Source organism: Celerinatantimonas diazotrophica (assembly GCF_004339545.1).
GTDB classification, from domain to species: domain Bacteria; phylum Pseudomonadota; class Gammaproteobacteria; order Enterobacterales; family Celerinatantimonadaceae; genus Celerinatantimonas; species Celerinatantimonas diazotrophica.
Window position 1 is genome coordinate 438,308 of the sequence record NZ_SMGD01000013.1, and the last position, 25,811, is coordinate 464,118.

The window sequence follows — 25,811 nt, forward strand, 5'->3', positions numbered from 1 at the left end:
TAAATACCTGCATTGTTAATTTTCAATTGAATTACGTACAGCAGAAGCCAACTCGTCCGGATTGAATTTTGCAATAAACGCATTCGCTCCGACCTTATCCACCATTGCTTGGTTGAAAACGCCACTTAAGGACGTATGCAATATCACCTTCAGATCTCGTAGAGCTGGATCAGAGCGGATAGCAGCCGTCAGTGTATAACCATCCATCTCGGGCATTTCGATATCTGAAATGACCAGTGAATAAAGATCGTTGATTGGACCTTCTTTTGCCTTAGCTTTTAACAGATCAAGAGCTTCTTTACCATCTTTACAAAGGTCAACCTCAATTCCTAAAGAGGTTACTGCACGTTTAACCTGATTTCGAGCTACGGAAGAGTCATCAGCAACCAATATTTTTTTATCATGGATAGACTCAGGTGCCTCATCAACAATACTGCTACTGACCTCTGTTGGGAACGGAGAAATCTCATCCAGAATTTTTTCTACATCCAGAATAGACACCAGCTCATTTTCAACTTCCGTCACCGCTGTCAGGTAATTCAATTTGCCTACACCTTTTGGGGGCGGCATAATGTTTTCCCAGTTCATGTTGATGATTCGTTCAACAGAGCCCACTAAAAACCCCTGAACAGAGCGGTTATACTCAGCAATGATGACAAACGCTTTGCTTAAATCAGTGATTGCAGGTCCTTTCGTCGCGCGGCTTAAATCAATAATAGAAATAGTTTGACCACGAATGTGGGCAACCCCTCGAACTACCGAATTAAGTTTGGGTAAGGCTGTTAGTGGAGGACATTGCAACACCTCTTTAACCTTGAATACGTTAATTCCGTATCGCTGTTTTCCCACCAGGCGAAACATTAATAACTCTAATCGGTTCTGACCAACTAATTGCGTACGTTGGTTTACTGAATCTAGGATTCCCGCCATGCTGAATATCTCTCCTTGAGCAAAAGGCACAACTTTTGCGTATAGATTGTCACAAAGTCAAAGTGAACGCTAAATTGTCATAAAATTGACGGTTATGCCGCTGCTTAAAAGTTGATGTCTACTAAAGCATAGTAAAAAGCTTAAACATTCTCCGTTATATTTATATATCGACTGAAAATTAAAATGATTAAACAGATTTTATGCTCAATTGCGTTATTATTTATCAGTTATAACACATCGGCGACCCCTGACATTGCAAGTAAACTGCAAGCTCAGGCTGTTGCCTATGTCAAAAACAAAGTTGTGATCAAAGCCGACCAGCGAGTTAAAGTAGAAGCGGCGAATATTGATCCACGAACCAACTTTAAAAGCTGTAAAAACTTCCACTACTTTTTAACCGATCCACAGATAAGTAAACACAATACGGTTCGGGTTACCTGTGATGAAGACCATAATTTTCGACTCTATATCCCTGTCAAAGTCACGACATTAATTCCAATTGTTACAATGAAAACAACTGCAGATGCAGGCGACACCATCGAACAATCTGATTTAAAAATAAGCTATTTAAGCCAAAATCGCATCTTTGGTACACATTATAGCCACATCAACGAGTTACTGGGAGCAAAATTAAAGCGCAGGGTCAATCGGAACCAACCACTAACTAGGTATGATATTTGCATAGTATGTCGAGGAGACTCAGTAAAAATTGTCGCCCAAGGGCGCGGATTATATATTAGTACTTCAGGAACAGCATTGGCGGACGGATTGGTAGGTGATACGATTAGAGTACGCAATAACCAATCGCAAAGAACGATTAATGCTATTATTAACTCTGTTGGGAAAGTGACAGTTCGCATGTAAAACGTATTAAAGTTTTCTATCACAGGGCCGATAGAATCTGTAACTTTAATGCATTAAGTTAAACGAATAATCATGGGATGCCTTATATGGCTATGAATATCAATAACATAAGCGGTAGTCGCAGCAATTCTGTTGAGAATAATCGCAGTTCTGATAACCGTCAGGTACAGAGTAATAATAGCGATTCGAGTCAAACAAAAGCGACTGCCCCTCAGGATTCTGTCGTGTTGACTGATAAAGCTCGTCAATTAAATCAGATTGAAAATGGCCTCAGACAAAGTGATGCGGCGGGTGATGCCGAACGCAGTAAAAAAATCGCTGCGCTCAAACAAGCCATTGCCGATGGCAGCTATCAAGTCGACGCGCCACGAGTCGCAAAAAAAATGGGGTCAATGGAAGACCAAATGAACACGCTTTATCGTTAGTCATTAGGCTATTGTGTCAATGTTAGAATCGCTTTTAACTCAGCAACAACAGCTTCTTGAGAAACTGATGCAAGCGCTGCAAGAAGAACAGCAGGTTTTAGCTGAGCGCAATATTGATGGAATCAATGCCATTGCTCAGCAAAAGAATATTTTGTTGGAACAACTCAATGAAAACGATCACCTTATTGAAGCTCATCCCAAACGTCAGCTTTTAACATCAGAGCCACAGCTTATAGCCAAACGTAAGCAGCTCACCAAAATGTTGTCTGTCTGCCAGCAGGCCAACACCATTAATGGCCGAATTATTAAAGCCAGCAGTGAAGAAGTTGAAAAGCTTGCCCATCAAATGAATCATCTTATGCAACAAACCTCAATGACCTACGACAAAGCAGGTCGCCAACATACAGCCAGTCGTCACGGCAAAAGTTTTAAAGCCTAGTTCCGTTTTGTTATTTCCTGATTGATGAATTTTTTTCGCTACACCCATCAATGTTCATAGTCAATAAAAGCACTATCATGCAGGGCGAGTTGCCCCTCACCCGAGTGTTGCCATGCATTTTCAAGTTGCATAACGTTGCCCCATCCCCCCCCTTTTAGATGCCAGTTATCTTTTCTTGGGATGATTGATTTTATGAACATTAAATATAAATAAGATGGACGCAACTAGCTGTATTTAGGGGCAACTTATACGACGCCATTGAGTGCTACATCCGGCATCATCATCTTAGAACTAAGATCCTAAATAAGCACCTCGTTCTACTAGGGGCGTTTCACCTTTAGTCACTAGGGACTGTTGACCTTTTGTGATTCGTTTTGCAGAAATCTGAGAGGGATTTAGGCAAGGCAAACGTTGTGCCGTGTAGTTATTCTCCACAAAGAACGTTTAACGCTGGATAAATTCCTCTCAGATACTGCCCTTGGGGTTCATTTAAACGCATTTTGAACAAAATTCAACCACCAAAGGTCAACAGTCCCTAGTTTTACAGCAATCTGTGCAAACCAATCATCTGTTCCAGATCATAGCGCCAATCCACTCTTGGAAATGATCGGCTTGATTCAGTACTCTGTTCGTCAAGCAAAAGAGAAACCATATAGATGTAAAACGTAAGATTTAAGTAACAGCATTAGACAAGAAAGCCGGTAAAAACCGGCTAACAAATCAATAACTAGGTTGTATTTATTTACTGTTAGACGACTGAATCAAGACCACGCCATCTTTCATCATAGGTTTATTACGGTTTGGATCAATATCCATTGCACTATCGTAAACACTCAGAGGAATTAACTGTTGCGCTGATGCAACAACAACTTTCGAGCGAGCCCCAACTAATCGAGCATTCACAATATACCCACGTGAAGTCCGGTTATAGGTCCCAATTAATAGATATTCAATAGGCTGGACTTTAGGTAATTCACTGGTGTTTCGACTATAGACAAAATCACCATTGTGAGTAATACGGATAAAGCCTGTCGCTTTATAGTCAATCAGCGACAAACCATGCTGTTGCATTTCAAACACAAAACTTTCAGACAATTGCATCCCAAATGGGCTGGTTTTTCGCAGATCTTCTAGTGAGACAAATGAAGCTACCCCGATCGGAGTATGAGGATTAACATACTTAGCACTACGCATCATTTGATTAGCCATATCCGCGACATAATCTTCAAGCGTCAGATTTTGTGGGTTATCGTTCACCGGCTTTTCCATAACCGATGGCTTAGGCTGAGGAGCGGGTTTATCTGAAGATGGAGAAAATAAGCGCGCCCAAAAACCTTTTTTCTCCTCTTTAGGCGGCTGTTCATCTGTATAGCTATATGCAGATTTAGGAGTCGATGGCTCAGCACTGGGTTGCTCACTCTGGCCAAACCCTAACTGAGCACAACCGGTTAAAGTTATCGACATCAGAACACCGACTACAATCGCTTTCATTACAGGCTTCCTTATTCATCTTTGCCATCATGCTGGCCATTCATCAAACCTGAGTCGTAACGGGTTTGACCTTATGCTTTTTCTATACTTAGCTTATCGGCAGCCAACAGATGAACTTTATACTTTGCTTTAAGGTTCACTCGAACCTAGGTAACTGGTGTCAGCGTCAATCGTCGGCTGCATCGACATTGCAACGCGATATACTTCGCGAAAATCAAGTTCCATCTCGGTGACATAAGTATTTTTGACCCGATAAGATTTCAATACCCTTGCTCCCCGAATCACACCGTACACCGATGCCTCCAACGATTGATTGCCTAAAATCATGTCTTTGACAGTGACATTACTCGCAACTTTCTGCCCATAAACTCGCTCAGACAACTCCCGATAAGCATCCAGTTTCGAAGCTCTCATCGCCTGTAACTCTTTGACCTGTTCAGTGGCCCCCATCTGCTCATTGATTGGAGCATAACCAACCGCTCGAATCACAGCAAAAGACTTAGGTGGGTTTTTCTTAATTGTGTCCTGACGATGTAATGTCGGTAATTTAAGATCCTTGATAGCGCTACAGCCTGTGAACCCGGGGATCATTAACACGACTAACAAATACAGATACCATTTATTATTGCTGGCGAATATCATCGCGAACCAATCCTCCATTGACTTCTCGAACTGCAGGCACAAGCGGGGCTATATCAGCCGGAAAAAATTCATATGCGGCGCTAACCACCGCACGATCAGATAAGCGAATGATCCGTACATTCACGTGTAAACCTGAACGGCTTGGCTGATAACTTCCCACCAGCATATAAGTAATATTCATTTTCTTAACCAAATCAGCCGAGTTACGGCTTAACGCAAATTCGCCAGACGTTGGCACCATGGTTAAATGCCCCGTTAAACGGGGTTCAACCAAAGGAACACCTCGTGAATCAAACGCTGAATACATCGATTCAGCTAGCTGTCGTCCAAATCCATCAGTTTTATCCAACTGATTTAAGTTCACAATGCTACTAATAGCTAATGTTTGGTTAGCCCGCATTCTCGGCATTTGATCCAGCAGCCGATCTGTTAAGCGTAAAATAACACTGTAAAGTTGATTATCTTTGCTCTCTTTAGGCGGTACATATGGATACTCAATCCGATGAGTGGTTACCATATCGCATCCAGAGAGCAAGACGATCAGTACAATTATAAGCCAGTAACGCATCTTTGACTCCTTGCCATGATGAGCTCTTACTAGCAATTATTATTCCAATTTATTTCATGATGTATGTGACCAATAAATGGCGTACATCTCAAACAACACCAAGCTGAACAAAAAATCTCAAACTCTTAAGTCATTCATCAACAAGGCGGGTCAAGAAAATGCAACCATGTATAATCAAGCCCATCTTTTCACGTAATGGTTGATTATTATCCAGTTCTAAAAGTGTGTTAATATCAAATGAGTTAACATGTCTGAAGTAACTATATGAGTGTCGAATTTAGCTATAACAATCGGAAAATATTAATCGTTGATGATCAGCGAGCTTTTCAGATCATGCTCAAATCGATGCTCCAAAACTTTGGCGCAAATCAGATTCATTTTGCTCATACCGCCGAACAGGCTTTAAGTTTTTGTAAAAAAACGGCCTATGATCTGCTATTGGTCGATTACAACTTAGGTGCAGGACAAAATGGCGCCCAGCTACTAGAAGAGCTACGGGCAACGCATATGATTTTACCTTCCACATTGTGTTTTATTATTACGGGAGAAAATCACAAAGCATTGGTCCTGAATGCATTAGAAGTTGAGCCGGATGATTTCATTACCAAACCATTTTCCCAAAATCAACTCAATCAACGTATCAAACGAGCAGCCTTAAAACGTGAAGCATTATTACCGGTTTATATCGCTTTTGCCGAGCAACAGTACCAACGCGCAATCGATATCTGCCAGCAGTTCATCACTCAAAACAGCCGTTATAAAGGAATCTGTCAAAGCCTCGGCATTGAAGCAATGCTCCATCTGAAAAAATACCAGCAGGCCCGAGAATTATTACTTTCCCAATTAGCGAAAACCAAACAAACCCGCACCAAAGCGGTTCTGGCAAGGGTTGAATACCTACTCGGCAATCACCAACGAGCCATTGAGCTTTCAACCGAAGTCATTCTCCATAATCCATTTACGTTAAGTGCCTATGACAGTCTGTCTTTAGCGTTCTGGGATAATGGTGAAGTCGATAATGCTTTAAAAGCCATTCACAGAGCCAATGAACTGTGTCCCCTATCAATCAGCCGCCAGCAAATTATGGCTGAGCTAGCACTGGAAAGTGGTAATTTTAGATTAGCCAAAGAAGCATTTGGTCAGATCCTCAAATTAGCACGCTACTCAGTACACCGCGGTCCAGAACATTTATGTAATTTTATTCGAAGCCTAATCGATGAAGCACAGCATGAGGATGATCTCTATCGGAAAAACCGTCTACTTCAAGAAGTTGGCAATGTTTTATTTAAGGCTCGGCACGAAGAAGGTCAGAATAAGGAATTTGATTTTAATGCCTTTGAAGGTTTAAGTCAGGCTCGAGTGCTTGCCACCAAAGGAGAGATCCGCCAGGCCAAGCGAGTCTTATTTTCTAGTAACCAAAATTACATTCAAAAGCCTGCACAAGTCCCTAATGTTCTTTTAACGGACACTTTTTTAACCTTACATAATGTAGGGGAATATGAATATGCAATGCCAATGATCGAGGAGCTCAAATCACGCCAAAATGATCTCGATCCATTGGCTTATAAGATCGCTAATAACGTATATCAGTCAGAGGAATTTTCCAGCAAGATCATCACTTTTAAAGAGCTCAATCAACGCGGTATTGAGGCACACAATTGTGGCGACTATCAACAGGCTTATCAGCTATTTGCCAAAGCGTTGCGGCTGGCACCAGGTAATACTGGCGTTATTTTGAATCGTATTCAATCAATACTAAAACATCTGGCGACTTCGAATCAAAGAAGCATTCATGAGTTTGAAGAGTGTAAAATTAGCCTACAGTCCCTTGAGGGAATTCCTTTAAGTCCTACCCATACAAAGCGCTTGCAAACACTCAAAGACGAATTTGAAATTATTGTGCGAAGTTAACATCACTCCCAGGTAAACGATTCCGCCATTTTAGATATTTTGTTACTATCATGTAATCAATTTGCCAGCGAACCTAAATATGAAAATAGTTTCTTTTAATATCAATGGACTGCGAGCCCGCCTACATCAATTAAGTGCATTAATTGAAAAACACCAGCCAGATGCAATTGCTCTGCAAGAAATAAAAGTTCACGATGATGCTTTCCCCATCGAAGCAGTTGAAGCTCTTGGATATCATGTTTACTTTCATGGTCAAAAAGCGCATCACGGCGTTGCGACAATGACCAAACAGCCCGCTTTAGCCGTTGAAAAAGGACTGCCGTGGGATGAAGAAGATGCTCAGCGACGGATGATTATTACCACCATTGCCGATGCCAATGGTCAAAGCGTGAAAATTTTTAATGGTTATTTTCCTCAGGGAGAGAACCGCGAACATGCAACTAAATTCCCAGCCAAACGCCGTTTTTATGCCGATTTAACACGTTATCTTGATGAGTCACACTCAGCAGATGATAACATTCTGATCGTGGGTGATATCAATATCTCCCCTGTGGATCTGGACATCGGCATCGGCGAAAAAAATGCCAAACGATGGATTAAAACAGGTAAATGTAGCTTTCTGCCAGAAGAGCGAGAATGGCTAGATAAATTGCTGCAATTTGGACTTGTGGATACTTATCGCGCGCTACATCCAGAGCAAACAGAACGTTTTAGCTGGTTTGATTATCGTTCCCGAGGATTTGACGATAACCGAGGCCTTAGAATTGATGCGATTTTGGCAACACATCCCATGGCTCAGCGTGCATTAGAAAGTGATATCGATTACGAGTTACGCGGTATAGAAAAGCCATCTGACCACGCACCAATATGGACGACCTTCGCTGACTAACCACTCTTTAGCGTTCGTGGCGGCAACGATTTGCCGCCCAAATGTTTATAATTGCCCTTTGATGTCCTTATTTTCCCCACGACCACTATTAACTTTTACATCAAAAGATTATCTTTGCAGTATACCTTTTATACAAGACATGAAATGATAACAATTATTATTTACATTATGATTGATTTATTATCGTATATCATTAAGATTGAGAATCATTATCAAATTCAAATGTGTTTTGTAGGCATCTCACATCTACACAGCAGTAACCACAGGCCTAATCCATGAAGACAAATCACTTCAGAACGTTCTACGGCGTGACACTTATGATCATTGCTGCAGCGCTCAGTCGAGCGGTTCTCGCAGACACTTTGAGCACAGCGCAAGATAAGGTCGTGCAAACCCACCAGCAAGATGCAAACGTCCAAGTGAAATTAAATAACTTGGATAAAAAAACGCGCGAAGCGCTCAATCATTATCAGCAGAATCAGCGTCAAGCCGACCTAATTGAGGCCTATAATCGCCAACTGCAAAAAATGATTGATTCTCAAGAACAGGAAAAACAGCGCATTCACTCACAGCTTGGCTCACTCAATGAGACAGAACAAAGCGCCCTTCCCATGTTAGTTTCGATGTACCAACAATTGGCAACATTCGTCAGCCATGATCAACCGTTTTTAAAGCAAGAACGCCAGCAACGCCTAGCGCGACTAAAAAAGATAATCGACCGTGCAGATGTCTCGTTGGCAGAAAAGTATCGTCAAGTTCTTGACGCATATCAGGTCGAAATTGCTTATGCGAAATCAATTGGCAGCTATCAAGGTGAATTAAAACAAGGGAATAAAACCATTGAAGTGAATTTCTTCCGTTTAGGCCGCACTGCTTTATATTATCAAACATTAAACGGCGACAAAGGCGCACTCTGGCAACCTGCCAGCCAACAATGGCAGCCTCTCAATGAAAGTCAAAATAAGCAATTATCAATAGCTATTGCAATGGCCAATAAACAGCATATTCCACAATTATTAAAACTGCCTATGCCTAGAGAGGCTAAACGATGAAATATATCGCAGCCCTAACACTCATCACTCTTAGCTTATTTTCAACAAGCTATGCAGCAACGATTGATAAAGCAGCGGATTCAATTAGCGCTCATGATCAAAAACTCAATCAAATACGCCAGCATGCATTTATCACCCATCTGAAACAGCAACAACAGTTGCTAGAGCAGAGTCGTCAGCGTTTAGCTGCAGCTAAGAAACACCAGCAGCAATTAAACGCCCAATTTAGTAATAACGAAAAGCAGCTTACATCGCTCTCAGAACAGCTTCGCCAGCGCAGCGGCGAGCTTGGCAAAGTTTTTGATGTGCTTCGAGGCGAAGCGGAAAAATTCAAACAAAGTTTCGCCCAATCCATGACCCGTGTCGAACTTGGAGATCGCGCGAAAAGTTTAGCTTGGGCAACAAAACAACAGATCCCATCCAGTCAGGATCTAACTCATTTGGCAGATAACCTACTCACACAGCTTCAATCATCGGGTGAAATTAGTCAATTTAAACGAGATGTGGTCAACAACCAAGGACAAAGCCATCTCACTGAAGTGACTCGCGTAGGCGAATTTGTGCTGCTCAATAGCAAGGGCCAATACCTCCAGTGGAACCCTAAATCAGACACAGTAATGGTGATGACCAGGCAACCCCAATCGGCCAAGAGTTTTGTGAATCACCACAGCAGTGAACTGCTCATCGACCCGACCCACGGCCAACTGCTTGCACTGCAATCACAACTGCCTACATTGATGCAGCGCATCGCTCAAGGGGGTGCTATCGGTTATGTCATTATTGTGTTAGGTCTGGTGAGCTTAATTCTGGCATTATTTAGACTAGCCATGTTATTGAGCACCGAAACGAAAGTTAAGCGCCAGCTCAAAATGAAGCAGGAACCTCGGGAAGACAATCCATTAGGGCGTATTTTATCCAGAATTCCAGCTGGAGAGCATCAGCTAGAAACACTAGAAATTTATATCGATGAAGTTGTTAGTCAAGAGCTGCCGAAACTCGAACGGAGCCAGACACTGGTCAAACTAATTGCAGGGGTTGCACCGTTATTAGGGCTCTTGGGAACAGTCACTGGGATGATCGCCACCTTCCAAGCCATTACCCTATTTGGAACCGGTGATCCTAAAATGATGGCTAGCGGGATTTCGCAAGCCTTGATGACCACCGTATTAGGGCTGATTGTCGCGATTCCATTGCTATTTACCCACAATCTACTGAGTACCCGAGCGCAACGGATCCGACAGATCTTACAACAACAGACACTGGCGCTTCTGGCAGATCGAATCAAAGAGTCAAACCATGAAACTGCCTGAACCATCACTCTTAATTCATTTCCTGCAAACTGGTGGTTGGGTCCTGCAGGCATTACTTGGCCTGTGTTGTATTTTGCTCATTCTGCTGCTAGAACGTTACTGGTTCCGATGGCTGGAATTTACCAAACTCAAACAACAAACATTGTTCGATATCGAGCAGCATTCAAACAATCTCGCTTGGCTGAGTGCCTACTGTCAACTAGACCTGAAGCTGCAATCACATCTGCCGCTGATCCGTATTTTAATCGCATTGTGCCCATTACTCGGTTTATTGGGCACAGTAACGGGGATGATTCAGGTTTTTGACGGCTTAGCACTCAATCAGGGCGCTAATCCACAGCTCATGGCATCAGGAATCGCTAAAGCTACCCTACCGACTATGGCTGGCATGGCAATTGCCGTTTTTGGTTTGATTTTTTATACCCATTTGCAACGCTGGAGTACACACGAGCGCATCGCACTAAGCCAGCAAACTGGAGCAGATGAATATTTATGAGACGTAATCGTTTATTTCACCAAAATGACACGGAAGAAGCTCAAATCGACCTAACTCCGATGCTCGATATTGTTTTCATTATGTTGATCTTTTTTATTGTCTCGACGTCATTTGTACAAGAGTCGGGCGTTAAAGTTGAGCGCCCAGTCGCGTCAACGGGAAGCAAACAAAATCAGACGGCACAACTGGTGGGTATCAGCGAATCAGGCCAGATTTGGTTAAACCATCAACGCATTGACATTCGGTTATTGTCATCATCACTGAACCAGATTAAAGCAACGCAACCAAGATTAGCCGTGATTATTGAAGCGGATAAACGCTCAACGACTGGAGAGTTGATTAAAGTGATTGATGTCCTTCGCCAAGCAGGTATTCCATACCGAGTGGCAACACAGAAAAGCTCAGTCAATTAACATGCGCAAATTTTTTATCATTACACCACTGGGATTGATCTTTGCAGCTATCTTTTTCTTTTTGCTCGGCAAACTCATTGGTGTCAATAAACAGGCTCACTATGAACACAGTGAGCAGGTGCATCTAACGCTGACACAAATCAACCATGAGTCACTGCAAACTCGGCAACGCCGCAAGAGCCCTCCACAACCGCCGAAAATGGCCAAGATGCCGATGGTCCCGACACCTACCACTGGTAAACCGGATGCGGCCCCCACGGCTCAGGCGCTGGCATTGGATATACCAACGCCAAATGCGGATATCCAAACCAATATCAAGATCAATGCACAGATTGGCACTCTTAACGGTGTGCAAGTTAAAATGGGGGTCGATTCAAACCCAGTTATTTTGGCTCGTATTCCGCCCCGATATCCACAACGCGCACTCCGACGAAGCATTGAAGGCAGCGTGACCGTGCAATTTATAGTGCAGCGTGATGGCCATGTGAAACCCGGTAGCATACAAATCGTGAAAGCCAACCCGAAACATATTTTTGACAATGCCGTTAAAGAAGCCATTTATGGTTGGAAACTGCAACCGAAAAAACGCAATGGCAAAGCGATCACCTTTCGTGCTGAACAAACCATCCGGTTTTCACTGGGGGATAGATGACTATGAAGCGATCATTGTGTTTAAATCTTCTAGTATTGCTCTTTTTATGGCCCCTACAGGCACTGTGCGGCCAAATACCGCAATACGACTACAATCAAATTAATTCAGCCCAAACGTTGCTGAGCGATGGCCAACCTCAGCAAGCCAAAACACAGATGGTTAAATTTTTAGCCGACCTGGGGAACAGTTCCCAACGTCGTTATAGCAAAGCTTTAGCACAACTAGTTTTAGGGCGTAGTGCCTTGGCTTTAAACGAAAATAAACAGGCACTGAAAGCGTTTAGTCATGCTTACCATAGTCACCAGCTTGCTCAGCAACAGAGTCAGTCTCTACTACTAACGATTGCTCAGTTACAACTTAATCTTAAAAAGTGGCAGCTCGGGGTTAACTCGCTCAACTCTTGGCTTAAGATAACCCCCGCGAAAGAACATCAAGCCAACCATTACTATCTGTTAAGTTACGGCTATTATGAGCTTAATAGTTGGAATAAAGGGCTACATGCGCTCAAGACTGCGTTACAAATGAAGCCTTCGGCCTCCACCAACTGGTACCAACTGGGGATTGCGATAGCTATTCACCTAAAAAACTGGACGATTGCGCAAGATTGGCAGCGTGTCGTTGTCATGCGATCGCCTAACCAAATCAATCAATGGCAGCAACTGGCCAGTTTAGAGCTCAGAGCCAAGCACCCTAAGCAAGCACTTGCTAGTATGCGCATGGCTTGGCAGAACAACTTATTTAGCCGCTCAGAGCATTACCAGTTACTGATGCAATTAGCCGCATCACAGCATATTCCATATCTGGCAGCACAAGTAATGGAAGATGGTTTTGCTAAGAAGAAACTTAAACGAACCAAAGATAATCTTCAGCAATGGGCAGATTTGCTTAATCAAGCACGCCAATATAAACAAGCGTTAGCACCACTAAAAGAGTTAGCAGCGCGCTTTCCATCCAAAGAGCATTATCAAAACTATCTATCCACACTGTTAGTCACGCATCAATGGCAGCAGGTGATTAAGCTTCAGCAACAAGCAAAACGTTATCATGCTGATTCAGCACAGTTGCAACTCGATGCAGCAATTGCGGCTTGTCAGATAAAAAAATTCAATTTAGCCAAAAAGCTGTTTGAACCTTTAACGCACCATCCGCAAGTCTCTGATCAAGCCCACGCATGGCTTAGCTATATTCAGCAACTGAATACCTAACACTGCTGAAACAACCTTAACTGCGCAGGTGAGCATTAACTAATGTTGACAATCACGCTCTAAGCGTTATCCTGCGCGGCAAACTGGGTTCCCTCACCCCAGGTTGTACAAAAAGGACACTTATGACTGACCCTAAAGAAAAACAATTACGCTGTTACCTCACTCTGACTCACATTGTTTTAATCACACTCAGTAACTATCTGGTCCAACATCCAGTAACATTATTTCGATGGCAGAGCACATGGTCGGCATTTTGCTTTCCATTTATTTTCATTGTTAGTGATTTGACCGTTCGATTTTACGGTTACAAATTGGCCCGAACGATTGTGGCGCAAGCCATGTTCCCAGCGTTAATCATTTCTTATTTGATTACAACAGGTTTTGACAGTGGACATTGGCAAGGCTTGTTAAGTTTTGCTCACTTTAACCAAATCGCTGCTCGAATCGCCTTAGCAAGTTTTTCTGCTTACCTTGCAGGACAACTTCTTGATATCATGGTCTTCAGACAATTGCGAAAACTCCGTCAGTGGTGGGCTGCACCGGCAGGCTCCGCAATTATTGGTAATCTTGCCGATACATTTATCTTTTTTAGTGTCGCCTTTTATGCCAGTCATAATACGTTTATGGCAACCCATTGGGTTAGTATTGCTGAGGTTGATTACATAATGAAACTAGTGATTAATATCATCCTGTTTTTACCATTATATGGTGTATTGTTAGCCATGATTTCCCGAATTGGGCAACGCTTTGGGGTAACTTCAATTGCAAATTGATCACGCTAATATTGATCTACCGTTAGAGATAGAAGAACCGCTTATTTAAGTTGGCTCAAGCCAACAGAGGAACAGTTATGTCGTCACCTACACAGCTTTTTCGTGACCATTTAAATTTTTCAGCACTAGACAACGATTTTTACAAAATGAACATGTGGCAATGCTTTATGCACCAGTATCCATATGTTGAAGATGCCGAATACAAACTCGTTGTTCGCAGTGATGTCGATCTTCGTCCTTATCGTGAAGAGATCGAACAAGAGCTCGAAAATCTAAATGGCTTACAGTTTACTGATGCCGAAATTCAATGGTTGAGCAATGTTCCTTGGTATACCAAAGATTTCATTGAATGGGTCAGAATGTGGTCATACCAGACCCGTTTTTTAACCATTGGTGAAGAAGATGGGCAGTTATCTATTCGTGCTCGCGGACCGTTAATGCACATTAACCACTTTGAAATGCCGGTTTTGTCGACCATCTCAGAAGTCTATCATCGCAATAATCACCCAGAAAAAACCATCGATGATGTCGATAGCACCTTGTTAGCAAAAACTGACTGGCTCAAATCACAAATCGATCAGCATAAAATGAAAAATCTGACCTTTGCTGATTTTGGGACTCGCCGGCGATTTAGTGCAACAACCCAGCAGCATATGATTAACCAGTTCAAAAAGCTATTACCCGGTATTTTCACGGGAACATCGAATATGTATTACGCCAAAGAAATGGGCTTAACTCCGATCGGCACCATGGCTCATGAGATCTTTATGCTATCTCAGCAAATTGGCGTACAACTGGCTAATTCGCAAAAACATACGCTAGAATGTTGGGTTAAAGAATTTCGGGGGCGATTGGGCTGTGCGTTAACTGATGTGATTGGCATGGATGCATTTGTACGTGATTTTGACTTGTACTTTGCCAAATTATTTGACGGTTTGCGCCATGACTCTGGCGATCCGAAAATGTTTGGGGATAAGGCGATAAAAATGTATGAAGCGCTAAATATCGACCCGATGACAAAAACATTAGTCTTTAGTGATGGTCTGAATTTCCAACAAATGGTCTCTATTTACCGCTATTTCGAAGGTAGAATCAAAGTCTCATTTGGTATTGGAACTTATCTATCTTGTGATCTAGCTGACGTAAAACCGCTCAATATTGTGATGAAACTCGTTCATGTAAATGGTCGCCCAGTTGCCAAGATTTCCGATGCCCCAGGGAAAAATCTTTGCGAAGACGAACAATTTGTCGATTATCTAAAAAAAGTTTATAGGGTCACCTGGGCCTGATTAGGAGCTTTATATGGCAGATTACCTAACAATAACCACCGCTTCACTTCGCCAGTTGCCATTTGATTTTAGTGGCAATGTTAAACGTGTTACCCAAGCAATCGAACAAGCCTTTAAAAATGGGGCCAACATCTTATTAATGCCGGAGTTAGCGTTGACCGGCTATGGGTGTGAAGATAACTTCACGTTCCAAGAATTTCACGAAGCAACAGCCGATGCGCTGAATAAGGTCATTCAGGCTACAGCTGAGCTCGGTAAAGATCATTCACCCATGGTGGTTTCAATTGGGTTACCCCTACTGTATCCAGGAGGCCAGGTTTATAACGCCTCAGCAATTATCAGCGCCGATGGACTACAAGGCTTTGTTTGTAAACAGTTCCTCGCACGCAATGGTCTTCATTATGAACCGCGCTGGTTTGAAGCTTGGCCTCGAAGCCGAGTGATTGAACATCCACACTATCACGTTCCAATGGGCGACCTTGTGGTGGATTGCCAAGGTGTACGAATTGGTTTTGAAACCTGTGAAGACTCTTGGATTAGTAACCGACCCGGGCGCGATCTGTATCAACGCAATGTTGATATTATTCTTAATCCTAGTGCATCGCATTTCGCTTCAGGTAAGTTTGATGTTCGAGAACAGTTTATCCTCGAAGGATCGCGCGCATTTGGGGTTGCTTATGCATACGCTAATCTCAACGGCACTGAAAATGGCACTAGCATCTTTGATGCTGGTTGTATGATCGCATCCGAAGGGCGAATGGTCTCTTATGGTGATCGCTTTAACTGTAAAGATGTCTTGTTAAACCACGCAATTGTGAACATTAGTGCAAACCGAGTCACTCGAATCACTTCCAGCGAAACGATCGGGGGATTTAAAGAAGAGCTTGAAATTAACCTCCCCTACACGCTGACCACTCAGACGCCACGTTGGGAACAGGCGCTCCAACCTGCGATAGCCAACGATTTACTCAATGAATTTTGGGATGAGCTCAGCGATGATGATCGAATTCATGCTGAGATTTGCTATGCCATTGCCAATGGTTTATGGGACTGGATGTTAAGAACCCACACCCATGGTTATATTGTCAGCATGTCAGGCGGTGCTGATTCAGGTCTTGCTGCCACCCTTGTCTATCTGTCCCATTATTTAGCTCTGCATCAGTTGGGCGCCAAAGACTATCGTCTGGCATTGCCACAACTTTGGCATCAGGCAATACCAGAATACGGCGAAGAGATGGGGGATTATGGTCATTGGCTTAAACAGTATGTCATGCCAAAAGTATTAATATGCCTATATCAGGGCACAGACAATAGCTCAGACATCACCTTTAATGCGGCCCAAGGCGTCTCGGAAAATATTGGTGCAACATATGTGCACTGGAATGTTCAAAAAATTGTGGATGACTACATCCATTTGGTCAATCAGATTTATCCCAAACAGCCCCTTAACTGGGACAACGATGATATTGCACTGCAAAATATTCAGGCACGTAGTCGCAGTCCAGGAGTATGGATGCTGGCCAATCGAGAAAATAAACTGCTGATTGCGACCTCCAACCTGTCGGAATCAGCATTAGGCTATGCGACCATGGATGGCGATACCTCAGGTGTATTATCGGTTGTTTCAGGCTTATCAAAAACCAGAATTCGTAAAATAAACCATTGGCTAGAAAAACAAGGACTCCCTGTTGAAGGTCATCATGGATTCCATCGGTTAACGATCCCAGCAATGGGATTGATTAATGCTCAGCAGCCAACAGCCGAATTGCGTCCAGTTGAACAAACCGATGAAGAAGATCTGATGCCATATATTATCTGTGACAGCATCATGCAAAGCTATCTGGTGCGGCAGATGTGGCCTAAAAGCATTTTGATCGATTTGCTCATGCAAGGTCATGGTGAAATCTATAGCTTAGAGAAACTAGGCCAGTTTATTGAACGCTGGTTCCAACTGTTTTGTCGTAATCCATGGAAGCGTTATGGTACTCGTGCAGGCTTTCACGTCGAACAAATTTCCTTGGATCCCAAAACATTTCATCGCTTTCCATTGCTCAACGCCAGCTTTGCAGAGCCACTCGCACAGATGTGGGAATATATAAAAGAGCAGCAAATTCAAGCTGAGCATGCAAAATGTCCCAAATAGACAATGAGCGGCACCAAAAACGCCAGCAAAAGCTAAAAATGCAAGTTGATGAACGAATTCGTCAAGCGCAACAAGAACGCGGCTTACTCATTGTTCTGACCGGAAATGGCAAAGGTAAATCTACCTCCGGCTTTGGCACGATTGCCCGAGCCGTAGGCCATGGCCAGAAGGCTGCTGTTGTACAGTTTATCAAAGGAAACTGGGAATGCGGTGAACGTGATCTATTAAGCATGCATGGGGTTAAATTTGCGGTCATGGCAACCGGTTTTACCTGGGAAACGCAAAATAAAGAGGCTGATCAAGCGAGTGCCCAAACGATCTGGCAACAAGCCAAGCAGATGCTTGCCGATCCGAGTATTGACGTCGTATTACTCGATGAACTGACTTACATGATTAGCTATCACTATCTGGATCTTAATGAGGTGATTACAGCAATCGAGCAGCGCCCCGAATCCATGTCCGTGATAATCACCGGTCGTGGTGCACACCGCCGTTTAATTGATATGGCTGATACAGTGAGTGAAATTCAGTCGCGTAAACATGCCTTTGACAATGGTCTGAAAGCCCGCAAAGGAATTGACTGGTAGTCGACCACATGACTGTCATTCGATACACATCAATTAAGCCCTTATGGAGGGCTTGGATTTTATCGCCAATCTCTCACTGATAAATGCATACGTGCCCTTAATCGATGCAATCAAAATGCCCAGACCAATCATCAGTGGGTAAAAATGCTACTCGAGTTAGTCTTGTCCGAGCTTTCCGAACCACTGCACTCCCAATAGTTTATTGAAACGAACCGCGAGTGTTTATCAGTAACTCACCCAACTGACAGCAAGACGAACCATTACAACTCTGGTTGGTGGTGATACCTGAAGCACCAAAAAGTAAAGCAGGGAGAGAATCCCGGCTTTACAATTATTACCTTTGTCTTTATCAGTCCAGATAAAAAACCTGAGTCAAATCACAGGCTATCGGACTGTTATCCGCATGACTGGGCATAATATCGCACATCATCGCCCACCAGCGTCGACATACCTCAGTATCAGCCATTGCAGCCCAACGCTGTTCATCTTCAATCTCTACATAAGCAAACAATTCACTGGTTTTTTCATTGAGAAAAATACTGTAATGGTGTGCTCCATGCGCTTTTAACTGTTCGACCATATCAGGCCAGATAGCATCATGTCGACGACGATATTCTTCATGGCTATCAGGCTTTAGCTGCATCACAGATGCTTTACAAATCATTATCGACTCCTTAGTTAGCCGCCATACCCAAACCAACGACATTGGCAGCAACGACAATAACAACCATCCCTAAACACAGAATTCGTACTGGACGGGAACCAACACCTTTCCACTCAGCCAGTGCCAGACCAACTAAACCACCACATAGGACATAGATACTCATATGCAGCATCCAGTTCACAAAAGAAAGATTCTGCGGAATACTGGCTTCGCCCCAAGCATAGAAAAAGAATTGCAGGTACCACATGATGCCGCCGGTAGCCGCCAAAATGCCATTAATCAGCAAACTTTTGACCGGAAATGACATATCATTGCGAATAGACAACTCAGGTTTAATTGCCAAACGGATAATGCAATAAGCAAAATTAATCAGTGCACCGCCCCCCATAATAATGCCGTAACTGGGCAGCATGGCGTACAGTGGATTGATCCCAATATGTAGCGATGCTTCTTTAATTGGCTCGGCAGCATTCAGACCAAAGGCAAAGCCGGCAGAAAAGATCCCACAGAAAATCGCCAGAATCAGACCTTTTTTCAGATTAAACTCTTCAGCAGTTTTTCCCAGAATTTTCTCTTTCTGATGACCCGCATAGGTGACGACTGCGATCCCAACCAATGCGATAATAATCCCCAACATGGTGATTTGACCGCTTTTAGTGGTAATCAGATGCATAAAGGTACCATTGACGATGACCGGCAACAGGGTACCAACCACCAAAGTCACGCCAATAGCAATACCAATCCCTAACGACATCCCTAGATAGCGCATCGTTAAACCATAATTAACGTTTCCAATCCCCCACATTGCGCCAAACATAAACATCGCCAGATAAGCTTTGCCGGCGATACTGCCATAAAAACTGGCAAAGTCGGGAACCAAAAACCAAGTGACAATCCAAGGTAATAAAATCCATGAGAACAAACCAGCCACCGCCCAGGTGGTTTCCCATGACCATTGCTTTACTTTACTGATTGGCGCATAGAAGGAAGCAGCCGAAGCAGCACCTACAGTATGCCAGCCGATCCCAGAGATAATTGATGTCATAATAGTCAGCCTTTATGTTGTTATCGTTATGGACGAATCATTCCCGTCCTGTTGTTTTATTGCTTTTTACTTAGTACAACGCTTGAGGATTGGCCGTGACCCCAAACCGCTCTGCCAACGCGATAAACTGCTCCCGGCTAATACTCTGGCGCGCCCCCCCCATCGATCGCACCTTCACCATCACCTCAGCAGATTTCTCAGCCGTATCAATCAACCCGAATGCTTCATCAAGTGTCTGACCACTGCCAAACACTCCGTGGAATGGCCATAACACCAGTTGATGATTTAGCATCATTTCGGCAGTCGCCTGACCAATCGCATCGGTACCAGGAACTAACCAAGGCAATAACGCAACTCCTTCAGGGAAAACCACCAGACATTCAGTCGAACCTTCCCATAAAGTTCGGGTCATCACTGCAGAATCCGGCTCGACAACATAGGTCAATGCAATCAGATTCGTTGCATGACAATGCATAATCACCCGATTCTTGCCACCACTGGCTTTAAGCCGTGAAACATGCGAAAGAAAGTGTGCTGAAATTTCTGAAGTAGGGACTGAATCACCTTCTAAGCCCCATAGGATTTGATAATGGCTACCATCGTCAGAGATACGAAGCAGTCCCAAATTGACCTCAGGCTCAAGTGTGACATTACGGAAATATTTTCCAGATCCGGTCACCAGCACATAACGATTAGCCAGCTCGGGCATTGCTTCAGGCAGCGCTAACTGACGCTTTCCACTGAGCTGGTTGAGGTAAGGCGCTAGCGCTTCATCATCCACTAACAGGCTGATATTGCCGCCGTTGCGCTCATCCCATCCTTTCAGCCATGCATCCTGGGTTGCTTTACACATCGCCTGGATAAACGGCGCTTCACTCATATTTAATTGCTCGCTCATGATTAACCCCGTTGTTCTAAAATTTGCAGCTCATACTGGCGGACATCATTGAGCCAATAGCTGCTCACTGGCACCCCTTCTATGGCACAGGCGTAGTCCCATACCGCTTGCCAAGGCAGGCTCTTCGCTTCTTCCATCATTGCCAGTCGACCAGTGTAATCACCGCTAGTTTCCATTTGACGCAGTTGCTCAGTCGGTTCGAGCAATGCTTTGAGCAGCGCTTTTTTCATATTACGGGTACCAATTGCCCAGGCTGCAACGCGATTAATCGAGGCATCGAAAAAGTCCAGTCCAATATGCACTCGGTCCAACAAACCATTACGGACGATCTCATGAGCAATGGCCTGGGTTTCATCATCCAGCAGAACGACATGATCGCTGTCCCAACGCACCGGACGACTAACATGCAGTAGCATGCGGCGAACATATAATGAAGCGGCTGAAATCTTGTCGCTAATCACCTCAGTCGGATGAAAATGGCCAGCATCCAAACACAACACAATGTCACGACTGGCGGCATAACCGAGATAAAACTCATTAGAACCAACAGTGTAAGATTCCAAACCAACACCGAATAACTTACTTTCTACTGCATCGAGGTGGTAACGTTCATCGATCTTCTCTGCGATGATTTCATCGAGTGACTCCATCAACCGACGCCGGGGGGAGAGCCGGTCAACCGGAAGATCTTTCATCCCATCAGGAACCCAGATATTCATCACGGAAGCGGTTCCCAAAGATTCACCAAAATAGGCAGAGATATGGCGACACGCTTTGCAGTGATCGATCCAAAACTGACGGATCTTGTCATCCTGATGAGAGAGGGTAAAACCATCTTCACTTTGTGGATGAGAGAAGCAAGTTGGATTAAAATCCAAACCAACCTGATTGGTTTTAGCCCAGCCAACCCAACCTCTAAAGTGCTCAGGCTGGATCTGATCACGGGCAATGGGCTTATCCGCTTCTAGATAGATTGCATGCAGATTGAGCCGCTTAGCTCCGGGAATCAGCCCCATGGCAAAATCAAGATCCTGACGCAATTCAGTAGCACTACGCGCTTTACCCGGATAATTACCCGTTGTCTGAATCCCCCCGCTTAAAGAACCAGCTCCTTGCTCAAAGCCGACCACATCATCGCCCTGCCAGCAGTGCATCGAAACAGGGATCTGGCGAAAGGCAGCCAGTGCATTTTCGACATCGATACCAAGTTCGCCATAGCGCTCTTTGGCTAATGCGTAGGCATTTTCGATCTGAGTATTCATACATATTCCTTAATTTGAGATTGGCTATGGTTTACCGGCAACAAATCCAATTGATTGAACCGCTGGATAGCGGCAGCGAGTTCAGCATTCGGCCGGGGAGAAAAGGAGTGTTCAGAGAAACTGTGCGCAATGATCTGCCGCAGCGCCTGGCCATCAGTAATAGCGCCAAGGCCGATCAGCTGATAGCCGACATTCCCCAATGCAGAAGCTTCCACAGGTCCAGTTAGAACAGGCCGCTGGCAGATGTCTGCACAGAGTTGATTGAGTAACTGGTTCTGCGAACCACCACCCACAATACGAATTTCAGTTAATGGCTGACCACTGGCCTTTTCAAGCTGTCCTAGGCACTGCCGATAACTTAGTGCTAGGCTATCCAATACACAGCGAACCAATGCGCCGGGAGACTGAGGAACGCGCTGACCAGTTTGCTGACAGTAGTTCTGAATTGCAGCTACCATTGAGTCAGGATGAATAAAACAGCTATCGTTGGGATTGACGAGGCTGATAAATCCAGTTTTTTGTGCAGCCAACTCGCACAGCTGACAGATATCCAGCTCTGGAAAGTGCTTCAAAATGCCCTCAATCAGCCACATCCCCATAACATTTTTCAGCACTCGGAAACGGCCATTGGCTCCGCCTTCATTAGTTAAATTGGCTCCCTTAGCCACCGGATTGGTCAGTGGTTGTTCTGACTCAATGCCGATTAACGACCAAGTACCGGAACTGATATAGGCAGTCGAATCACTCATCAGCGGTGCCGCCGCAATAGCCGCTGCCGTATCATGGGTTGGAGAAGCCATAACAGCAATGCGTTGCGACCCATTCGCCTGCCAGTCACCTATTTTTGTGCCCGGTTTAACAGGTTGACCAAACCATGAGGCCGATGCTCCCGCAGCCTGTACTAATGCCGCCTGCCAGTTGCCATCGCGACAACCCAACATACCGGTCGTCGTAGCATTGGTATAATCCCAGTGGAACTGTCCGGTTAAACGGTAATGAAAGTAGTCGGGAATCATCAATATCTTGTCAACATCATCCAACCAGGATGGAACTGCTTGAGTCAGCGCACTGAGTTGAAACAGCGTATTAAATGGCTGAAACTGGATACCGGTTTGTCGGTAAAGCCGATCAAAGCCCAATTTATCGCACAGTTTCCGGCTAATGGTCTGAGTGCGATCATCACGATAAGAAACCGCTTCACCTAATCGATTACCATGCTTATCCAAACAAACAAAATCTACTCCCCACGAATCAATACCAATTGAGTTAATTAATTCCCCTTTAGCGACTAACATGTTGAGTGCGGTAAATATTTCATCTTCTAAGTGTTCAATGTCCCAACATAATTGACCACCTCGCTCCACCAGCTGATTAGCAAACCGATGGACCTGTTGCAGCGTCAATTGTTGTGTAGCAGACTCAAAGCAAGCCAACATAACCCGCCCACTGGTTGCCCCTAAATCAATGGCGACCACTTGATACATAATTAATTCCCTGATAACCCATATGATGTGTTATCTAAATTAACTTAGCGGGATGAATTAAATCCTTGTTAATATGGCCACCACTTGTTAAGAAATGGCGAAAAATCTAAGAACTCTTTTAATTTTCTATTTTTTGTGAATTCAATCACCAATTTATTTTTTAAACTTAACAATTATTTTAAAACTAAGTGATAATTATCACAGATTAATTCCATTTTATTTGACTTTATTAAAATAGAATATAATGGTTACAAGTCATTTTTATCGGAGGTAATTCACATGATTAACCAGCATCTAAGCTGTGATGATTTTCTGGATTCTAATAAAATCATTAATATATTGCCCCGAAATCCACAGATCCCATTCCCGGAACATAGTCATGATTTTTATGAATTAGTGCTCGTTAAATCAGGCTGTGCAATCCATGTCAAAGAGGGAGAAGCAACACCGATTAGCAGAGGAAGTGTCTTCTTTATCGACAACCCTCAGCTACATCACTGCTTTACTCATATGGACCAATTATGTTTGGTAAATGTGATCTTAAATCCAGAGCGCTTCAATCATCATCCATTGTTGAATATTCTCTCAGAATCCTGCCGTTCACCGATTGGACAGTTATTGGTACCAGAAAACGTGATCCAGCGCTCGGAACAAATCTTGGGGCAAATTAATCAAGAAAAACAAGCCCCCGATCATTATGGCAATGTAATGATTGAGAACTTATTATCGCAACTGGCTATTTTATTCTGGCGAGTCCATCACACTCCAGATTATGCGATGGTAGAATCAAATCATTCCATAATGATGCTCTTGAATGAATTAAATGAGCAATTTTCAAAAAGAATCGATTGGGAAAAACTTTGCGATAAATATCAGATATCACTACGAACATTAAATAGAAAAATGCAGGAAATCGTAGGTTTAACACCCAATCATTATTTAAATAGAATTCGTCTTTGCCAATCATCTAAATTATTAAAAAATTCTCAAATCAGTATTACTGATATTGCTTACCAATGCGGGTTTAATGACAGCAACTATTTTTCAAATAAATTCCATCAATTATTTAACAATACCCCGATGCAATATCGTAAAAAATTTCAGCGTCTTTAATTTTTTGCCAATTATACAATTAGTCTGACTTATTTATTAAGGTCAATAATAATCTCACAATTATCATGGTATAAAATTATTTCATCCTAATGAGGGTATTTAAAATGGCTTTTGCACTTTGTTTACCACAGATAAGCCTGAGTGGTACCGACGCACTTGCGGCGCTCACCGAGCGAGATTGTCACTGAAGCGGCTCTGGTCGCGAATCCCGACAAACCAGTTTACGACTTAGAAGGTATTGGCAAGGTCGAAAAAGTAGATCCGCTGCTAACCTGCATCAGTATAACATCAGGAACAGCTGCAGAAGTCACCAGCAGCGCGATGATCACCGATACGTGTCATCAGGTGAAAATAATGATTATCGATACAGCCATTATTCCAGATATCGCCGTTAACTATCCAACGCTGTTGACCGGACTTCCGGCCAATGTTACGACAGCTACCGGAATGGATGCACTGACCCATACTATTGAATCCTATGAGTCTACTGGCACTTCACCAGCACACCAACCTAGTAAACCCCATAATTTGCCTCGTGGGGTCTGTAATGCGATTCTGTTACGGTGAATTAACCAAGAAGTGCAAGCTGCTCGATGCGGATATCGCCCGCTGAATTGAGCCAGCACGGGCTGCCCTGCCCCATGTGGCGGCACCGCACCTCGTAGTGTCACTGCCGAACAGGTTAAAGCCATTCACCTGCAGGCCCGCTAAATAAAAACCGCCGCATAAAAATGCGGCGGTTTTCATAACAGATAAGCTTCGTTTAGCCAATAATTTCATCATCACTGAAGAAAAAAGCGATCTCACGAGATACTGCTTCAGCGGAATCCGACCCATGGGTTGCATTTGCCGGCATTCCAGAGCCATAGTTGGCACGCAAGGTCCCTGCCTCCGCTTGACTGGGATCAGTCGCCCCCATAAGGTTACGGTAAACCTCAATGGCATTTTCCCCTTCAAGAACCTGCACCATAATCGGTCCTTGAGTCATAAACTCAATAAGGGCATCGTAAAAGGGCTTGCCCTCATGCTCACCATAAAAACCTTCGGCCTGCGCTTTCGACAAATGCAGCATCTTAGCAGCAACAATTCTCAAACCTGCAGACTCAATTTGATGATAGATAGCACCTATATGAGCTTGCTTAACTGCATCTGGCTTGATGATTGAAAAAGTACGTTCTCGAACCATAATCACTTCCTTCAGACCAATGTAGAATAAATCGTAAATGATGAGTAAGTGGCTCTGCGGCCACTTGAATAACGCGGTAA

At 43.7% G+C, this 25,811-nt stretch carries 27 protein-coding genes; 17 read left to right on the forward strand and 10 right to left on the reverse strand.

Translation table 11 applies throughout. From position 1 onward, the window contains the following. Positions 1-15 precede the first annotated feature (15 nt). Positions 16-930, reverse strand: coding sequence for a chemotaxis protein CheV (locus tag EV690_RS11135; RefSeq protein WP_131913072.1), 915 nt, complete (start codon positions 928-930; stop codon positions 16-18). Between the two features lie 183 nt (positions 931-1,113). On the opposite strand from EV690_RS11135, the gene flgA reads away from it, so the two are divergent. The 3 genes from flgA to flgN all read left to right on the forward strand — a co-directional run bounded on the left by flgA (position 1,114) and on the right by flgN (position 2,658). Next, positions 1,114-1,794, forward strand: a complete 681-nt coding sequence (gene flgA, locus EV690_RS11140) for a flagellar basal body P-ring formation chaperone FlgA (protein ID WP_131913073.1) — start codon at positions 1,114-1,116, stop codon at positions 1,792-1,794. An 86-nt stretch (positions 1,795-1,880) separates the two neighbouring features. Then, on the forward strand, positions 1,881-2,219 hold the full coding sequence (flgM, locus tag EV690_RS11145) for a flagellar biosynthesis anti-sigma factor FlgM (protein WP_165872735.1): 339 nt from the start codon (positions 1,881-1,883) through the stop codon (positions 2,217-2,219). 19 nt (positions 2,220-2,238) lie between these two features. Beyond that, entirely contained in the window at positions 2,239-2,658 is a 420-nt protein-coding gene (flgN, locus tag EV690_RS11150; protein ID WP_131913075.1) for a flagellar export chaperone FlgN, read from the forward strand. Between the two features lie 738 nt (positions 2,659-3,396). Here the strand turns inward: flgN and EV690_RS11155 are convergent. The 3 genes from EV690_RS11155 to EV690_RS11165 all read right to left on the reverse strand — a co-directional run bounded on the left by EV690_RS11155 (position 3,397) and on the right by EV690_RS11165 (position 5,359). Next, on the reverse strand, positions 3,397-4,149 hold the full coding sequence (locus EV690_RS11155; protein ID WP_131913076.1) for a FlgO family outer membrane protein: 753 nt from the start codon (positions 4,147-4,149) through the stop codon (positions 3,397-3,399). A 129-nt stretch (positions 4,150-4,278) separates the two neighbouring features. Next, positions 4,279-4,791 carry an LPP20 family lipoprotein gene (locus EV690_RS11160; protein WP_224055003.1) on the reverse strand — a complete coding sequence of 171 codons (513 nt, stop codon included), beginning with the start codon at positions 4,789-4,791 and terminating at the stop codon, positions 4,279-4,281. Next, positions 4,772-5,359 carry a FlgO family outer membrane protein gene (locus tag EV690_RS11165; RefSeq protein WP_131913077.1) on the reverse strand — a complete coding sequence of 196 codons (588 nt, stop codon included), beginning with the start codon at positions 5,357-5,359 and terminating at the stop codon, positions 4,772-4,774. Before EV690_RS11165 ends, EV690_RS11160 begins: the two co-directional genes overlap by 20 nt. 264 nt (positions 5,360-5,623) lie before the next feature. Between EV690_RS11165 and EV690_RS11170 the strand changes: the two genes are divergently transcribed. The 12 genes from EV690_RS11170 (at position 5,624) to cobO (ending at position 18,079) form a co-directional block, all read left to right on the forward strand. Then, positions 5,624-7,270: a response regulator gene (locus EV690_RS11170; RefSeq protein WP_131913078.1), complete on the forward strand. Its 1,647-nt coding sequence runs from the start codon at positions 5,624-5,626 to the stop codon at positions 7,268-7,270. Positions 7,271-7,349: 79 nt separating this feature from the next. Then, positions 7,350-8,159, forward strand: coding sequence for an exodeoxyribonuclease III (xthA, locus tag EV690_RS11175; RefSeq protein WP_131913079.1), 810 nt, complete (start codon positions 7,350-7,352; stop codon positions 8,157-8,159). Positions 8,160-8,476: 317 nt separating this feature from the next. After that, the gene (locus EV690_RS11180; protein ID WP_165872736.1) at positions 8,477-9,211 is read left to right on the forward strand and encodes a DUF3450 domain-containing protein; all 735 of its coding nucleotides are present in this window, start codon (positions 8,477-8,479) and stop codon (positions 9,209-9,211) included. Continuing rightward, complete coding sequence (locus EV690_RS11185; RefSeq protein ID WP_131913081.1) at positions 9,208-10,521, forward strand: MotA/TolQ/ExbB proton channel family protein; 1,314 nt, start codon at positions 9,208-9,210, stop codon at positions 10,519-10,521. The genes EV690_RS11180 and EV690_RS11185 overlap by 4 nt, the downstream gene beginning before the upstream one ends. Further along, entirely contained in the window at positions 10,508-11,017 is a 510-nt protein-coding gene (locus tag EV690_RS11190; RefSeq protein ID WP_131913082.1) for a MotA/TolQ/ExbB proton channel family protein, read from the forward strand. The genes EV690_RS11185 and EV690_RS11190 overlap by 14 nt, the downstream gene beginning before the upstream one ends. Next, positions 11,014-11,430, forward strand: coding sequence for an ExbD/TolR family protein (locus EV690_RS11195; RefSeq protein ID WP_131913083.1), 417 nt, complete (start codon positions 11,014-11,016; stop codon positions 11,428-11,430). The genes EV690_RS11190 and EV690_RS11195 overlap by 4 nt, the downstream gene beginning before the upstream one ends. 1 nt (position 11,431) lies before the next feature. Next, positions 11,432-12,082: an energy transducer TonB gene (locus EV690_RS11200; RefSeq protein WP_165872737.1), complete on the forward strand. Its 651-nt coding sequence runs from the start codon at positions 11,432-11,434 to the stop codon at positions 12,080-12,082. A 2-nt stretch (positions 12,083-12,084) separates the two neighbouring features. Further along, a complete protein-coding gene (locus EV690_RS11205; RefSeq protein ID WP_131913085.1) occupies positions 12,085-13,287 on the forward strand; it encodes a tetratricopeptide repeat protein in 1,203 nt (400 codons plus the stop codon). Positions 13,288-13,409: 122 nt separating this feature from the next. Next, positions 13,410-14,060: a 7-cyano-7-deazaguanine/7-aminomethyl-7-deazaguanine transporter gene (locus tag EV690_RS11210; protein WP_131913086.1), complete on the forward strand. Its 651-nt coding sequence runs from the start codon at positions 13,410-13,412 to the stop codon at positions 14,058-14,060. 77 nt (positions 14,061-14,137) lie between these two features. Then, positions 14,138-15,349 carry a nicotinate phosphoribosyltransferase gene (pncB, locus tag EV690_RS11215; RefSeq protein ID WP_131913087.1) on the forward strand — a complete coding sequence of 404 codons (1,212 nt, stop codon included), beginning with the start codon at positions 14,138-14,140 and terminating at the stop codon, positions 15,347-15,349. A gap of 13 nt (positions 15,350-15,362) precedes the next feature. Then, entirely contained in the window at positions 15,363-17,492 is a 2,130-nt protein-coding gene (locus EV690_RS11220) for a nitrilase-related carbon-nitrogen hydrolase (protein ID WP_131913088.1), read from the forward strand. After that, the gene (gene cobO, locus EV690_RS11225) at positions 17,480-18,079 is read left to right on the forward strand and encodes a cob(I)yrinic acid a,c-diamide adenosyltransferase (protein WP_131913089.1); all 600 of its coding nucleotides are present in this window, start codon (positions 17,480-17,482) and stop codon (positions 18,077-18,079) included. Before EV690_RS11220 ends, cobO begins: the two co-directional genes overlap by 13 nt. A 349-nt stretch (positions 18,080-18,428) precedes the next feature. Here cobO and rhaM read toward each other — a convergent pair whose 3' ends face one another. The 5 genes from rhaM to rhaB all read right to left on the reverse strand — a co-directional run bounded on the left by rhaM (position 18,429) and on the right by rhaB (position 23,432). Next, complete coding sequence (gene rhaM / locus EV690_RS11230) at positions 18,429-18,743, reverse strand: L-rhamnose mutarotase (RefSeq protein ID WP_131913090.1); 315 nt, start codon at positions 18,741-18,743, stop codon at positions 18,429-18,431. Between the two features lie 10 nt (positions 18,744-18,753). After that, positions 18,754-19,788: an L-rhamnose/proton symporter RhaT gene (gene rhaT / locus EV690_RS11235; protein WP_207907521.1), complete on the reverse strand. Its 1,035-nt coding sequence runs from the start codon at positions 19,786-19,788 to the stop codon at positions 18,754-18,756. 70 nt (positions 19,789-19,858) lie between these two features. Further along, a complete protein-coding gene (rhaD, locus tag EV690_RS11240) occupies positions 19,859-20,686 on the reverse strand; it encodes a rhamnulose-1-phosphate aldolase (RefSeq protein WP_131913092.1) in 828 nt (275 codons plus the stop codon). A gap of 2 nt (positions 20,687-20,688) precedes the next feature. Beyond that, complete coding sequence (locus tag EV690_RS11245; protein ID WP_131913093.1) at positions 20,689-21,948, reverse strand: L-rhamnose isomerase; 1,260 nt, start codon at positions 21,946-21,948, stop codon at positions 20,689-20,691. Continuing rightward, on the reverse strand, positions 21,945-23,432 hold the full coding sequence (rhaB, locus tag EV690_RS11250) for a rhamnulokinase (protein ID WP_165872738.1): 1,488 nt from the start codon (positions 23,430-23,432) through the stop codon (positions 21,945-21,947). The genes EV690_RS11245 and rhaB overlap by 4 nt, the downstream gene beginning before the upstream one ends. A 279-nt stretch (positions 23,433-23,711) precedes the next feature. On the opposite strand from rhaB, the gene EV690_RS11255 reads away from it, so the two are divergent. Both EV690_RS11255 and EV690_RS11260 read left to right on the forward strand, forming a co-directional pair. Further along, positions 23,712-24,545, forward strand: coding sequence for a helix-turn-helix domain-containing protein (locus tag EV690_RS11255; protein ID WP_131913094.1), 834 nt, complete (start codon positions 23,712-23,714; stop codon positions 24,543-24,545). A 141-nt stretch (positions 24,546-24,686) separates the two neighbouring features. Next, complete coding sequence (locus EV690_RS11260; RefSeq protein WP_165872739.1) at positions 24,687-25,112, forward strand: iron-containing alcohol dehydrogenase; 426 nt, start codon at positions 24,687-24,689, stop codon at positions 25,110-25,112. A 196-nt stretch (positions 25,113-25,308) separates the two neighbouring features. Here the strand turns inward: EV690_RS11260 and ndk are convergent, their stop codons facing one another. Further along, positions 25,309-25,731, reverse strand: a complete 423-nt coding sequence (gene ndk, locus EV690_RS11265; RefSeq protein WP_131913095.1) for a nucleoside-diphosphate kinase — start codon at positions 25,729-25,731, stop codon at positions 25,309-25,311. Between the last annotated feature and the right edge of the window lie 80 nt (positions 25,732-25,811).